Origin of the sequence: Serratia inhibens, from assembly GCF_003591175.1 — a bacterium.
GTDB classification, from domain to species: Bacteria; Pseudomonadota; Gammaproteobacteria; order Enterobacterales; family Enterobacteriaceae; genus Serratia; species Serratia inhibens.
On the sequence record NZ_QYYG01000003.1, the window covers coordinates 287798 to 301337 of the forward strand.

At 56.4% G+C, this 13540-nt stretch carries 16 protein-coding genes; 3 read left to right on the plus strand and 13 right to left on the minus strand.

Going from position 1 to position 13540, the window contains the following annotated elements; all coding sequences use genetic code 11:
- From rpsR to rpsF, 3 genes are read right to left on the minus strand one after another with little or no spacing between them, the layout of a single operon-like run.
- Positions 1 to 228: a 30S ribosomal protein S18 gene (gene rpsR, locus D4100_RS14190; protein WP_002210155.1), complete on the minus strand. Its 228-nt coding sequence runs from the start codon at positions 226 to 228 to the stop codon at positions 1 to 3.
- A 4-nt stretch (positions 229 to 232) separates the two neighbouring features.
- A complete protein-coding gene (gene priB / locus D4100_RS14195; RefSeq protein WP_006317460.1) occupies positions 233 to 550 on the minus strand; it encodes a primosomal replication protein N in 318 nt (105 codons plus the stop codon).
- 8 nt (positions 551 to 558) lie between these two features.
- Entirely contained in the window at positions 559 to 957 is a 399-nt protein-coding gene (rpsF, locus tag D4100_RS14200; RefSeq protein ID WP_006317459.1) for a 30S ribosomal protein S6, read from the minus strand.
- Between the two features lie 457 nt (positions 958 to 1414).
- Here rpsF and D4100_RS14210 point away from each other — a divergent pair, with 457 nt between their 5' ends.
- A complete protein-coding gene (locus D4100_RS14210) occupies positions 1415 to 1681 on the plus strand; it encodes a YdgH/BhsA/McbA family protein (RefSeq protein WP_004952740.1) in 267 nt (88 codons plus the stop codon).
- 111 nt (positions 1682 to 1792) lie between these two features.
- Here the strand turns inward: D4100_RS14210 and yjfP are convergent, their stop codons facing one another.
- On the minus strand, positions 1793 to 2545 hold the full coding sequence (yjfP, locus tag D4100_RS14215; RefSeq protein WP_006317457.1) for an esterase: 753 nt from the start codon (positions 2543 to 2545) through the stop codon (positions 1793 to 1795).
- A 126-nt stretch (positions 2546 to 2671) separates the two neighbouring features.
- On the opposite strand from yjfP, the gene bsmA reads away from it, so the two are divergent.
- Positions 2672 to 2980 carry a biofilm peroxide resistance protein BsmA gene (gene bsmA / locus D4100_RS14220; RefSeq protein WP_006317456.1) on the plus strand — a complete coding sequence of 103 codons (309 nt, stop codon included), beginning with the start codon at positions 2672 to 2674 and terminating at the stop codon, positions 2978 to 2980.
- A gap of 111 nt (positions 2981 to 3091) precedes the next feature.
- Complete coding sequence (locus D4100_RS14225) at positions 3092 to 3367, plus strand: YdgH/BhsA/McbA family protein (protein ID WP_119804627.1); 276 nt, start codon at positions 3092 to 3094, stop codon at positions 3365 to 3367.
- On the opposite strand, the gene D4100_RS14230 is transcribed toward D4100_RS14225, so the two are convergent.
- The 9 genes from D4100_RS14230 to hflK all read right to left on the minus strand — a co-directional run bounded on the left by D4100_RS14230 (position 3364) and on the right by hflK (position 13527).
- Positions 3364 to 3762, minus strand: coding sequence for a DUF350 domain-containing protein (locus tag D4100_RS14230; protein WP_006317453.1), 399 nt, complete (start codon positions 3760 to 3762; stop codon positions 3364 to 3366). The genes D4100_RS14225 and D4100_RS14230 overlap by 4 nt on opposite strands.
- 86 nt (positions 3763 to 3848) lie before the next feature.
- Positions 3849 to 5477: an isovaleryl-CoA dehydrogenase gene (locus tag D4100_RS14235; RefSeq protein ID WP_119804628.1), complete on the minus strand. Its 1629-nt coding sequence runs from the start codon at positions 5475 to 5477 to the stop codon at positions 3849 to 3851.
- Between the two features lie 116 nt (positions 5478 to 5593).
- Positions 5594 to 6325 (minus strand): 23S rRNA (guanosine(2251)-2'-O)-methyltransferase RlmB, encoded by a 732-nt coding sequence (gene rlmB / locus D4100_RS14240; RefSeq protein WP_006317451.1) that lies wholly within the window; start codon positions 6323 to 6325, stop codon positions 5594 to 5596.
- Positions 6326 to 6384: 59 nt separating this feature from the next.
- Positions 6385 to 8880: a ribonuclease R gene (gene rnr / locus D4100_RS14245; protein WP_006317450.1), complete on the minus strand. Its 2496-nt coding sequence runs from the start codon at positions 8878 to 8880 to the stop codon at positions 6385 to 6387.
- 59 nt (positions 8881 to 8939) lie between these two features.
- On the minus strand, positions 8940 to 9365 hold the full coding sequence (nsrR, locus tag D4100_RS14250; RefSeq protein ID WP_004952720.1) for a nitric oxide-sensing transcriptional repressor NsrR: 426 nt from the start codon (positions 9363 to 9365) through the stop codon (positions 8940 to 8942).
- Positions 9366 to 9597: 232 nt separating this feature from the next.
- Complete coding sequence (locus D4100_RS14255) at positions 9598 to 10896, minus strand: adenylosuccinate synthase (RefSeq protein WP_006317449.1); 1299 nt, start codon at positions 10894 to 10896, stop codon at positions 9598 to 9600.
- 97 nt (positions 10897 to 10993) lie between these two features.
- The gene (locus tag D4100_RS14260; RefSeq protein WP_006317448.1) at positions 10994 to 11194 is read right to left on the minus strand and encodes a DUF2065 domain-containing protein; all 201 of its coding nucleotides are present in this window, start codon (positions 11192 to 11194) and stop codon (positions 10994 to 10996) included.
- Between the two features lie 62 nt (positions 11195 to 11256).
- The gene (gene hflC / locus D4100_RS14265; protein WP_006317447.1) at positions 11257 to 12264 is read right to left on the minus strand and encodes a protease modulator HflC; all 1008 of its coding nucleotides are present in this window, start codon (positions 12262 to 12264) and stop codon (positions 11257 to 11259) included.
- A gap of 3 nt (positions 12265 to 12267) precedes the next feature.
- On the minus strand, positions 12268 to 13527 hold the full coding sequence (gene hflK / locus D4100_RS14270) for an FtsH protease activity modulator HflK (RefSeq protein WP_006317446.1): 1260 nt from the start codon (positions 13525 to 13527) through the stop codon (positions 12268 to 12270).
- Positions 13528 to 13540 lie beyond the last annotated feature (13 nt).

Sequence of the window (13540 nt, forward strand, 5' to 3'; positions counted from 1 at the left end):
TTACTGATGACGATCAGTGTATGGCAGCAGGGACAGGTAGCGAGCACGCTTGATGCAGCGAGCCAGCTGACGCTGGTATTTTGCACGAGTACCGGTGATACGGCTCGGGACAATTTTACCACTTTCGGTAATGTAGTTTTTCAACGTTGCGATATCTTTGTAATCAATCTCAACAACGCCTTCCGCGGTGAAACGGCAGAACTTGCGACGACGGAAATAACGTGCCATTAGGCTAGTCTCCAGAATCTATCAATTCAATCTGCTCGGCATGCAGAACCAGTTTGTTCAGCCCGTTGCGCCCTTGATGGCAGCTTACGAAGCCTTGCACGGTTATCTGACTGCCGACCGTTAATCTTTGAGTTAGTGCTTGTGACTGTTGTCCGCTGACAACCACGGGCATTCGGCACCATGCTTGCCTGCTGAATCCGGCTTCCATTTGCTGCGAACGGTGCTCTAGCACAAATTGGCAGTGGGGGATCCCGGAAGGACTCACCTTTCGAACCGGCGCCTTGCACACAGTGCCCGACAAAACCAGACGATTAGACGTCACAGCAGCAATTACTCTTCAGAATCCCCAGCATCTGCATCATCTGCGGTTTCGTTAGCGAAGTCTTCGCGGCGATCGCCACGACGTTCGTCTTTCGCTTTAACCATCGGAGATGCTTCAGTTACCGCGTGCTTAACGCGCATAACCATGCTGCGGATAACGGCGTCGTTGAAGCGGAAGTTTGTTTCCAGCTCATCGATCGCTTCCTGCGGAGCTTCAACGTTCAGCAGAACGTAGTGAGCTTTGTGCAGTTTGTTGATCGGGTAAGCCAGTTGACGGCGGCCCCAGTCTTCCAGACGGTGAATCTGACCGGCAGCGTTAGTGATGGTAGCACTGTAACGCTCGATCATGCCCGGAACCTGTTCGCTTTGGTCAGGGTGGACCATAAAAACGATTTCGTAATGACGCATCGAATTGCTCCTTACGGATTATTCAGCCTCCTGTCAGGGTCAACCGTGGCCCATGGAAGCAAGGAACGTGTATGTGTGTACGGCTGAAAAAATGACGCGTAATCATACTTGCGGAGGTTGAAAAACTCAAGGACAGCGTGGGGTTTATTATCGGTAATGCGAGGCCAATTCAAAAATAGCACGATTTGCTCTCTGCAGAACCTATGTATGCAGATCCATCAGTTCCAAAAATCTTTCAATAAAATCATCATCGATGCGCAAATTTTATTCATTTTTTTTGAAGGAGGCTATCAAAACCACGCACTTTTTAATCCCGCAGGAAGGTCTAAAATTGTACTTATCCGCCGCAGACAGCGCGACGAAAAAGTTTTGAAGTCATTCAATGCATATAAATAACTTTTTGCTGCACTGGCACCTGCTGTCAGGCCGTTGAGGCAAACGGTTAAGAGAGGCAAATATGAAACGCATTACCATCGCTACTGCCATTGCTTTACTGTTTTCCGCCAACGTCATGGCCGCCACCGAAATCACTTCGCATGAGGCCGACCAGCGCCAGAGCGTCGGTTTCGTGACACTAAACCAGAACGTGGTATCGCCGGATGACGCCACCAGCCAGGTGAGCAAAATAGCCGACCAGCGGGGTGCCACCGCCTACCGCATCATTGCCCTGCATGAGCCGGACAGCAACAGCACCATTCACGTCAGCGCCGAGCTGTATCGCTAAGCGAAAATGCAGCACCAGGGAACGAAGCCGCGCCAACAAGCGGCAAATGAGAACAGGCGATGCTCTCGCTGAACGCCAATACCTGGCCCCCTATTATTCAGGGGGCTTTTTTTACAGCTCGCGGCGGAAAAAGTCTGCGGTCGCGGACAATGCCAACGGCGTAATGCGGTGCTTGACGCCCGGTTCGGTAATAAACGTCAGTTGGCGATCCCAGCCGCTCTGGCGCAGTTCGGTAGCCAACCGCAGGCTTTCCGCCGCCGGCACCACATCGTCCGCATCACCGTGCCACAGCAGCAGCGGACGATCGGCCACCTTTTCCAACTGATGCTCCAGACCGTAATCCGCCAGCACGACGATGCGCGCCTCAAAACCGGCGACCGTCAACAGATTGCCCTGTTCATCCAGCGGCGGAAACAGCGTCTGGGCCAACGAGGTGTAATAACCGCTCCCCATCAGGCTGGCGGCCGCTTTAATCCACGGATAGCGCGCAAAGCTGCCCAAAGCTGTCATGCCGCCCATTGAGGCGCCGGCCACGCCGATCCGCCCGTCGGCAATCAGGCCACGCTTTACAAACTGCGTTTTGAGTGCCGGTAGCTCGTCAATGTTGCGTTTGAGGATCTCCCAAAAGCTGGCCAAGCGCCGCTGTTCATCACCGTCAAAGCGCTCGCCGTGCAGATCGGCATCCGGCAGCACCACGCGAAAACCCGCCCTGGCCAACGCATAGGCAAAGTAGGCGTACACTTCTTTCGACGAGGTGTAACCATGGTAGAAAAACACTGTCGGCAGCGGCTGATGGTACTGCCCCGCCGGCACAGCATGGATCACCGCAACATCGCCCACCCGTTCGTCATGTATTTCAATCATCCGTTTTTCCCTCTGCGTACCTGTTGCCTTCATAATGGCAAACTTGAGCTAAAAGCATTAGCTCAATCTGTTCCACTTTATATTGGGTTACACTGAAGCCATGATAGCGGTTTCCCCGAGGTATCCATGAAACTTTCCCGCCTGCTGTTCCCCCTGACGCTGGCTGCATCGCTTTCCGCCTGCGGCATCATGACCACGACACCCAAAGCCCCGCCGCCGCCAACCGATCGGGCACAGGAGATCACCCGGGCGCAAACTTCTGAGTTGGTAAAGATAGGCACCACCAGCGCCCTGGTTTACGGCAGCCCGATGGATGTGGAAGCGGAGATTAACAGGAAGGCCAACGCCAGCGGCGCACGCTATTACATGATCATCATGAACAGCGAAACCGTCGTTCCCGGCCAATGGTATTCGCAGGCGATCCTGTATCGGTAAGCTGCGGCGTTTTAACCATATTTACAATGGCTTTGCACAGACTGAAGTTGGATATTGCACACTGGCGGTCAACCTGCCGCAACCAGCGGTCGTTCGACGAAGGGGAACGCCATGAAACGCTCCGCCGCACTCACCGCCCTCCTGCTCTCCGTGGGGCTGCTCAACGTCAGCGCCAAATCTGCCGAACTGGCGCCCGCCGACCGCGTTACGCCACTCAGTGAAATTGCGCAGATCACCCTGGATAATCTTTCCGGCTCGCCTCAGGACGTCGAACAGGTCATAGCCCGCAAGGCTGATGAGCATGGAGCAAGCTATTACCGCATTTTGCGGATGGAGGAACAGGCGCACCAGCCCGGCTGGCGTGCCTCGGCGATTCTTTATCTTTAATAACTCATGCAGGCCGCATTTAACACGCCGCCGCTGATCGAAACGCCCCCCAGGAAAATACCGGCGGCCAGGTGATTGGACTCAATCTTGTCGCTGATGCGCGGCATGTAGATTTTAACCGCCGCGAACAGCAACAGTTGCACCACCAACGCCACCACGCCCCACAGCAAGTAGTCCAGCAGGCTGATCGAGTTGATCGCCGCGCTGGCCAGCGGGATCACATACCCCAGGCAGGCACCGACGAACCCGAAGGCGGCAGACTGGTTGTCGGCCTTGATCAATGCCCATTCGTCATGCGGCGTAATGCGGGTATAAATAAACAAGAACACCAGTACCATGGCAAAGCCACTAAAGAAGTAAGAGGCGAATGCCGCCAACGCGCTGAGAATATCCATGTCATGTTTCCTGGTCAGAGGTCAGTATCCCTTACGGGCCAAGTGCTGAATTAAAAAGCTTTTTCTGTTGCGACGCCACTGTTTCCCTAACCGCCCATCGCTCGGGCAAACAGCATATCGCACAACCGGTCAGGCAGTATCCTTTCGCCACGGGCATCGAGCGTCATTTGGCACCAGGCTTCCGCCAGCGGTGGTGAACTGTAGCGCAGAAGCTGCGCCGCCGCGAACAGATTGAATAACATGCTGGTGACTGCGCGTCCCTGCTCCTCCTGGGGTTTACGCATCAGTTGGCTCAACCGTCGCCACTGGTGGTCAAAATGTCGATTCTGCCCTTTAACTTCGCCAAGTTCACGTTCCAGAGCTTCCTGTACTGCCGGCAATCTTCCCCAGGTCCGCATCACGTCCAGGCACATAATGTTGCCGGAACCTTCCCAGATGCTGTTCACCGGCATTTCACGATACAGCCGCGGCAGTTCGCTCTCTTCGCAGTAACCCAGGCCACCCAGCACCTCCATGGCTTCGCCCACAAAAGGGATCCCTTGTCGGCAAACTTCAAACTTCGCCGCCGGGGTCAGCACCCGACACAATGCCTGCTCAAGAGGGTCGCCGGCGCCGTCATAAGCACGCGCCAGGCGCATCAGCGCCGCCGTCTGCCCCTCCAGCCGTAACGCCATCCGCCCCAAGACCTGACGCATCATCGGTTGTTCGATAAGCGTTTTGCCAAATGCCTGCCGCTGCAGGGTATGGTACAAGGCCACCGATAACGCACGCCGCATCAAGCCGTGGCTGCCCAACGCGCAGTCAAAGCGCGTCAGGCTCCCCATCTTAAGGATTTGCCGCACGCCATCCCCTTCCTCGCCCAACAACCAGGCGGTGGCATCCTGGAACTCCACCTCACTGCTGGCGTTGGAGCGGTTGCCCAACTTATCTTTCAGCCGCTCCAACCGTATCGCATTGCGCGTGCCGTCAGGCAAAATACGCGGCAGGAAGAAGCAGGACAGGCCGCCTTCGGTCTGCGCCAGCACCATATGCGCATCGCTCTGCGGCACCGAGAAGAACCATTTGTGCCCCACCAACCGGTACGCCTCCCCAGAACCACGCGCCGTTAACGGGGTGGCGGTCGTCGTATTGCTCAACACGTCGGATCCACCCTGCTTTTCGGTCATTCCCATGCCAATCAGCAAACCGCGCTTTTGCCCGCCAGGGGATAAATGTGCATCGTATCGATCGGAAAACAGCGGTGGTAGCCAGGATTGAAATTCTAAAGGCAGTGAGCGCTGCAGCAGAGGAATGGCACCAAAGGTCATAGTCACCGGGCATAAGGTGCCGGCTTCTACTTGCGCATGCAGCACAAAGCGAGCGGCGCGCGCCACGAACGCACCGATACGGGCATCCTCCTGCCACGGCAGGTTATGCACCCGGTTGGCAATCAGCCCCTGCATCAAAATATGCCAGGCAGGATGGAAACGAACGTCGTCCAGCCGCTGCCCGGTAGCGTCATAACGCAGCAGTTCCGGTGGGTTGGCATTGGCCAGTCGCCCCAGCTCCAGCGATTCCTGGGTGCCCAACTGTTGGCCCAGCGAAGCGAGTACGTCTGCGTCCCAACCAGCCTGCTCGCGCTGTATCGCTTCACGCAGCGGCATATCGGACAGGAACAGATTGCTGTTGCCCAGCGGTTTGGGTTGGTTAAAAACGGTGTGCGTAGTCCAGACCATCGGCTTGCTCCCTGATTAAAGCGTCAGGAGTAATTATGGTCGGTAAGGAAATTTCTGCCGAAGGTGGGATCACAAGGTGAGCGATTGGCAGGGGCGCAAGCGCCCCTGTGGGTAAATCAGCTGCGCTGGCGCACAGCTTCGAACAAACAGATGCCGGTGGCGACCGAGACGTTCAGCGAAGAAACTGTCCCTGCCATCGGAATGCTGATCAACTCATCGCAATGTTCGCGGGTCAGGCGGCGCATGCCTTCGCCTTCAGCGCCCATGACCAACGCCATCGGGCCGGTCATTTTGCTCTGGAACAGCGTATGATCGGCTTCGCCGGCGGTGCCGACGACCCAGACGTTCATTTCCTGCAGCAAACGCAGGGTACGCGCCAGGTTGGTGACGCGGATCAACGGAACATTTTCCGCCGCGCCGCAGGCCACTTTCTTGGCGGTCGCGTTCAACTGGGCGGAACGATCGCGCGGGACGATAACCGCATGCACGCCGGCCGCATCCGCGCTGCGCAAGCAGGCACCGAGATTGTGCGGGTCGGTCACGCCGTCCAGCACCAGCAGGAATGGCGTGTCTATGCTTTCGAGCAGGCCCGGCAAATCGTTTTCCTGATACTGACGCCCTTCGCGCACCCGGGCGATAATTCCCTGATGCACTGCGCCCTCGACTTTCTCATCCAACCACTGGCGGTTCGCCACCTGGATAACAATGCCGGTCGCTTCCAGCTCGGCGATCAGCGGTTGCAGCCGGCGATCGTCGCGCCCTTTTAGAATAAACACTTCCAGGAAGCGTTGCGGATCGTTATCTAACAGGGCCTTGACGGCATGGATGCCGTAAATAATTTCGCTCATGATGCTCTTTTAACTGTGCGGCTGGCGTTTGCCAGCCGGTGATAATGACGTGCGGCAGATCAAGCCTGCTCAGCACCTTTCTTCTTGCCGGCGCGTTTGGCCTTGGTCGCCGCCGCTATTTTCCGGGTTTTGTCAGACGCTTTCTTGGCTTTCGCCTTTTTGTCTTTCTTCACCTGGTCAGCCGGTTTGGCGTCGTCTTTTTTGCGGAAGGCGCTGTCCGGCTCAAAGTTGGCCGGTGGCTTGCCACCACGACGCTTGTTGCGCTGCGATGCCGGAGCGCGGCCTGCGCCGGCACCGTCACGCAAGGTACGTTGGCCGCCGTTCTTGGCGCGGTCACGTTCGGTTTTACCTTCGCCACGCGGTTTGCGGGTGCTGGAGACCAAAGCAAAATCAATCTTGCGCTCGTCCATATGCACCGCTTCAACGCGGATCTCCACCGTATCGCCCAGGCGATAAACCATGCCCGAGGATTCGCCGATCAGACGCTGACCAATATTATCGTAGCGATAATAATCGTTATCCAGCGTTGATACGTGCACCAGGCCGTCGATAAACAGATCGTTCAAGCGCACGAAGAAACCGAAGCCGGTCACGCTGGCGATAATGCCGCTAAACACTTCACCGACGTGGTCCTGCATAAAGTCGCATTTCAGCCAGTCAGCTACGTTACGCGTCGCTTCATCGGCACGGCGTTCGGCCATTGAACAGTGTTCGCCGAGCTGCAGCATTTCTTCGAACTCGCTGTGCCAGCCGCCAGTCGGCGTCCAGCGCTCTTTCGGCTGGCCGTGCTCTTTAGCCAGCAGATACTTGATCGCACGATGCAACGCCAGGTCCGGATAACGGCGGATCGGTGAAGTAAAGTGACCGTAAGAAGCCAGCGCCAGGCCAAAGTGCCCGCGGTTTTCCGGATCGTAGATCGCCTGTTTCATCGAACGCAGCAGCATGGTTTGCAGCATTTCGCGATCAGGGCGTTCGGCCACTTCATCCATCAGGGTGGCGTAGTCCTTCGGCTGCGGTTTGTTACCGCCGCCCAGCGTCAGGCCCAGCTCACCCAGCACGCTGCGCAGGGCGGTAATGTGATCGTCGCTTGGACGATCGTGCACGCGGAACAGCGCCGGTTCGTTATGTTTCTCGACAAAGCGCGCTGCGGCGACGTTCGCCATGATCATGCACTCTTCGATCAGCTTATGGGCGTCGTTGCGCACCGTTGGCTCAACGCGCTCAATACGGCGTTCGGCATTAAAGATAAACTTGGCTTCTTCGGTTTCGAAAGCGATGCCACCACGTTCGGCGCGCGCCTGATCCAACACCTTGTACATGGTGTGCAGTTCCTGCAAGTGCTTGACCAGCGGGTGATAATGCTCACGCAGCTCCTGATCGCCCTGCAGAATATGCCAGACTTTATTGTAGGTTAAGCGAGCGTGTGAACTCATCACCGCTTCATAGAACTTGGATGTCGACAGGCGCCCTTGGGCGGAGATGGTCATCTCGCACACCATACACAGGCGATCGACCTGCGGGTTCAGCGAACACAAGCCGTTGGACAGCACTTCCGGCAGCATCGGGATAACCTGCGACGGGAAGTACACCGACGTCCCGCGGTTGCGCGCTTCGTCATCCAATGCGGTGCGAGGGCGTACGTAATAGCTGACGTCGGCAATCGCTACCCACAGGCGCCAGCCGCCGCCGCGTTTTTTCTCGCAGTAGACGGCATCATCGAAATCGCGCGCGTCTTCGCCGTCAATCGTCACCAGCGGCAGTTGACGCAGGTCAACGCGGCCTTTCTTGGCGGCCTCCGGTACTTGTTCGCTGAGATCGGCAACCTGCTTTTCCACCTGTGGCGGCCAGACATGCGGGATCTCATGGGTACGCAGTGCGATGTCCACCGCCATGCTGGTGCCCATTTTATCGCCGAGGATCTCAACAATCTTGCCTACCGCCTTGGTGCGGCGGGTCGGGCGTTGGGTCAGCTCAACCACCACCATAAAGCCCATGCGCGCACCGCTGACGGCCTCGGCGGGGATCAGGATATCAAAGCTGAGACGGCTGTCGTCCGGCACCACAAAGCCGGTTCCCGCGTCCATAAAAAAGCGGCCGACGATTTGACTGGTTTTCGGTACCAATACGCGCACGATGCGCGCTTCACGACGGCCCTTACGGTCGGCAGCCATCGCCTGCGCCAGCACCACATCACCGTGGATCGCCATTTTCATCTGCTCAGCAGACAAATACAGGTCGTCTTTGCTGCCTTCAATGCGCAGGAAACCAAAACCGTCGCGGTGACCGATAACGGTGCCGCGCAGCAGATCCAGACGTTCCGGCAGCGCATAACACTGGCGGCGAGTAAATATCAATTGGCCGTCACGCTCCATCGCACGCAAGCGACGGCGTAACGCTTCAAGCGCCTCTTCACCGGTTAAATCCAGCTCTTTGGCCAGCTCTTCGCGGCTGGCCGGCGTTTCTCTTTTCGCCAGATGGGCCAGAATGAATTCACGGCTCGGGATTGGGGATTCATATTTTTCTGCTTCTCGTTCCAGGAATGGATCTTGTGACATTGCGGTTCCTCCGTTGTCATCAGCAGGGTGCCGCTGAGCCTTGTCTTCTCAGCGACGCTTTATTCGACAAGCAATAGCTTGTAGAGCGGTGGATTGTCTTCGACCATATCGGCCAGCGTGTGGCTATCCAGCTCTTCAAGGAAATTCTGTACGCCCTGGTGGAGCACCTGCTTCAGGCGGCAGGCAGGGGTTATGTGGCAAAAATCACTGTTGCAGTTAACCAACGAGAGCGGCTCCAGCGCCCTTACCACGTCGCCGAGGCGAATGGTCTCGGCAGGTTTGCCCAAACGGATGCCACCGTTCTTTCCGCGCACGGCGGTCACAAACCCAACCCGGCTTAACTGATTGATGATCTTCACCATATGGTTACGGGACACGCCATAGACTTCGGTAACTTCCGAAATGCTGGTCATTTTGTCCGGTGGCAGCGAGGCCATGTAGATCAACGCCCGCAGGCCATAATCAGTAAAACTTGTTAACTGCACATCTACCTCTGGGTCTCTTTTTACCCGTCTGACAAGCCGATTTTCGGCATTATTCAAAAGATTACTTATTGGATAATAAACCAGCCGGAGAGTTCGCCGCTAATTATTTAGCGCATCCCAGGCTCTGGAGCGGGTTAAAGAAAGGATTTTTTGACGTGAAACCGCAATCGGGGAGAATAATGATAAAAACAAACCGGGACATGCCCGGTTCGTTTATTGCAGCAAAGCAGGATTATGCGTCGAACGGGTCGCGCAGGATCATGGTCTCGCTACGATCTGGGCCAGTAGAGATAATATCTACCGGTACGCCAGTCAATTCTTCAATACGCTTGATGTAGTCCAGCGCTGCCTGTGGCAGTTTGCTGTGTTCCTTCACGCCAAAGGTGGTGTCGCTCCAGCCCGGCATGCTTTCGTAGATTGGCTCGATACCTTCCCAACCTTCTGCAGCCAGCGGCGTGGTGTCCATTTCGCGGCCGTCAGGCATACGGTAACCCACGCAGATTTTCACTTCTTTCAAGCCATCCAGCACGTCCAGCTTGGTCAGGCAGAAGCCGGACAAGGAGTTGATCTGCACTGCGCGGCGAACCGCTACGGCGTCCAGCCAACCGGTACGACGACGACGGCCAGTGGTAGCGCCGAACTCGTTACCCTGTTTGCACAGGTATTCACCGGTTTCATCGAACAGCTCGGTAGGGAATGGGCCTGCACCCACGCGGGTAGAGTAAGCTTTAACGATACCCAGCACGTAATCCACGTAACGCGGACCAATACCTGAACCGGTAGCAACGCCGCCGGCAGTGGTATTGGAAGAGGTTACGTACGGATAAGTACCGTGGTCGATATCCAGCAAAGTACCCTGAGCGCCTTCGAACATGATCAGATCGCCACGCTTGCGCGCGCCGTCCAGCAGTTCGGAAACGTCAACAACCATCGCGGTCAGGATATCGGCGATGGACAGTACGTAATCCAGAGTGGCCTGATAATCAACGGCTTCAACTTTGTAGTAGTTAACCAGCTGGAAGTTATGGTAATCGATGATTTCTTTCAGCTTAACGGCGAAGGTTTCTTTGTTGAACAGATCGCCAACGCGCAGGCCGCGGCGGGCAACTTTATCTTCGTAAGCCGGGCCGATACCGCGACCAGTGGTGCCGATAGCTTTCGCACCGCGCGCTTTCTCACGCGCGTTATCCAGCGCAACGTGATAAGGCAGGATCAGCGGGCAGGCTTCGGACAGTAACAGACGTTCGCGTACCGGGATGCCGCGCGCTTCAAGTTCACCCATTTCTTTCATCAATGCGTCTGGCGCCAGAACTACACCGTTGCCGATGATGCTGGTCACGTTATCACGCAGAATGCCTGAAGGAATTAAATGAAGGACGGTTTTCTCACCGTTAATAACCAGAGTGTGGCCAGCGTTATGGCCACCTTGGTAGCGCACAACATATTGAGCCCGTTCAGTCAGCAGGTCTACGACCTTGCCCTTACCTTCGTCACCCCATTGGGTGCCCAGTACGACGACGTTCTTACCCATTTTCAAAATCACCGGTTGCTTAAAAATGGATTCTACCACCGTAATTTTCGATTTTCAGCACTTTCAGCATACGATTGCGTCTTTTTTAGGCTAAACTTTAAACCCCCGTGCGGCTACGCAACATGTAGTAGATCACACAGCCCGCAACCACTATTCCACCGCCAAATCGCCGCAGCGTAGCGTCAGGCAACTGGGTCATCGCCAGTACCATTTTACGCCAGGCCTGTGGAAACAGCATCGGCCCCAGCCCTTCAAGCACCAAAACCAGCCCAAGCGCCAGCCAGATCGTTGAATTCATGCCTCACCCCAAAAAAGAAAGGGCCCGCGGTTAAACGGGCCCCAAAGATTTACCTGTCGCGGTTACTTGCGCGTGGAATCAGGCGACTTCATGTAGCGGAAGAAATCGCTGTCCGGGCTCAGTACCATCACGTCCTGGTTGTTGCTGCTGAAACTGGTTTCATAGGCACGCAGGCTACGGATAAAGGCATAGAAGTCCGGATCCTGGCTGAATGCGGCAGCAAACAGTTTGGCGGCTTCCGCATCGCCATCACCACGGGTGATACGCGCCGTACGTTCGGCTTCCGCCAACGTACGAGTCACTTCGTAGTCCGCAGTCGCGCGTAGCTTCTCAGCTTCTTCCTGACCTTGTGAACGGTGACGACGGGCTACCGCTTCACGCTCGGCGCGCATACGCTGGTAGATTGCGTCAGACACTTCCGCCGGCAGGTTGATCTGCTTGATACGCACATCGATCACTTCAATACCCAGTGCCGCCATGCTGTTCGGGTTAACCTTCGGCAGTTTGCCGGTGGTTTCCTTCTCAACGCGGGCCGCAGCAGAAGCAATGGCATCATCAGCTTCGGTGGTTGCCACTTCTTCGCCATCACCAACGGTACCCGTGTTCAGCGCGTCACGTACGTCAGACATCAGCTTGCCGCGCGAGTCGGTCACGATGTCTTTCACATCCAGACGACCAATCTCGGAACGCAGACGGTCACTGAATTTACGTTTCAACAACACTTCGGCTTGCGAAACGTCACCGCCGCCGGTGGCCAGATAGTAACGGCTGAAATCACTGATGCGCCATTTCAGGTAAGAATCGACGATCAGGTCTTTCTTCTCGCTGGTCACGAAACGGTCAGCCTGGTTGTCCATGGTCTGGATACGCGCGTCCAGCGTTTTCACTGATTCGATAAACGGGATCTTGAAGTGCAGACCCGGCGCATACACCAACGGTTTGTTGTCGCTGTCACGCAGTACCTTGCCGAAACGCAGCACGATGCCACGCTGGCCTTCTTGCACCACGAACAGGGAGGCGTACAGCGCCACCAGCACCGCGAGGACGATAACTACAAAAGACTTACGCATTGATTACTCTCTCCCTACGCGAGTGGTGTCGTCACGCTGCGCATTCGCCCGGCGTTGGTCCATGACCGAGCCGCTGTTGCTACGCTGGCTGTTCGAGCTGGCGCCACTGTTGGCAGACGGAGCGGGGTTGAGACGAATCAGGCTGGTGTCTTTACTGCCGTCACCCGCCGCGCCGGCAGGGCCACGCAGCATTTGCTCAAGCGGTAACACCATCAAGTTGTTGCCTTTGTCATTCACCAGCACCTTGCGGGTGTGGCTCAGGACTTTTTCCATGGTTTCGATATACAGACGCTCACGGGTAATTTCCGGGGCGGATTTGTATTCCGGCAACAGTTTGGCAAAGCGCGCTACCTCACCCTGAGCTTCCAGGACGGTACGGTCTTTATACGCTTTCGCATCTTCCAGCAGACGCTGCGCCTGACCGTTAGCACGTGGCTGAACTTCGTTGGCGTAAGCTTCTGCCTCACGGATGTACTGCTGCTCGTTCTCACGCGCGGCAATCGCATCGTCAAATGCGGCTTTCACCTCTTCCGGCGGACGGGCAGCCTGGAAGTTGACGTCCAGCAGCGTGATCCCCATGTTGTACGGACGAATGGTCTCTTCCAGTACGCGTTGGGTATCGCTACGCACGATAGTACGGCCTTCTGTCAGGATCTTGTCCATGGTGTATTTGCCGATAACGCCACGCAGGGCACTGTCGGTGGCCTGGCTCAAGCTGTCGTCGGCACTGGTCACGCTGAACAGATAGGCTTCCGGATTGGTCACGCGGTACTGCACGTTCATTTCCACGCGCACCACGTTCTCATCGGAGGTCAGCATCACGCCGGAAGCCGCCAGTTCACGCACGGACTCCACGTTGACCGGACGAACTTCGTCGATGAAGGTCGGTTTCCAGTTCAGACCCGGTTGCACCAGGTGGCTGAACTTGCCGAAACGAGTGACTACACCGCGTTCAGCTTCTTTAATGGTGTAGAAGCCGCTGGCGGCCCAAATCACCACCACCGCAACCGCAGCAATGCCGACAATACGGCTGCTGAAACCCGGACCTGAGGTACCGGTGCCGCCGCTGTTATTGCTGTTGGAACCTTTGCCTCCGCCCAAGCCGCTCAGTTTCTTGCTCAGCTTGCGGAAGATATCGTCCAAATCAGGAGGTCCTTGCTCGCGACCGCCTTTGTTGTTACCGCCAGAGTTGCCGCCATTATTATTGCTGCTCCCCCACGGGTCGCGGTCCTGTCCGTTATTACCGGGCTGATTCCACGCCATGTTTTAGCTCCAT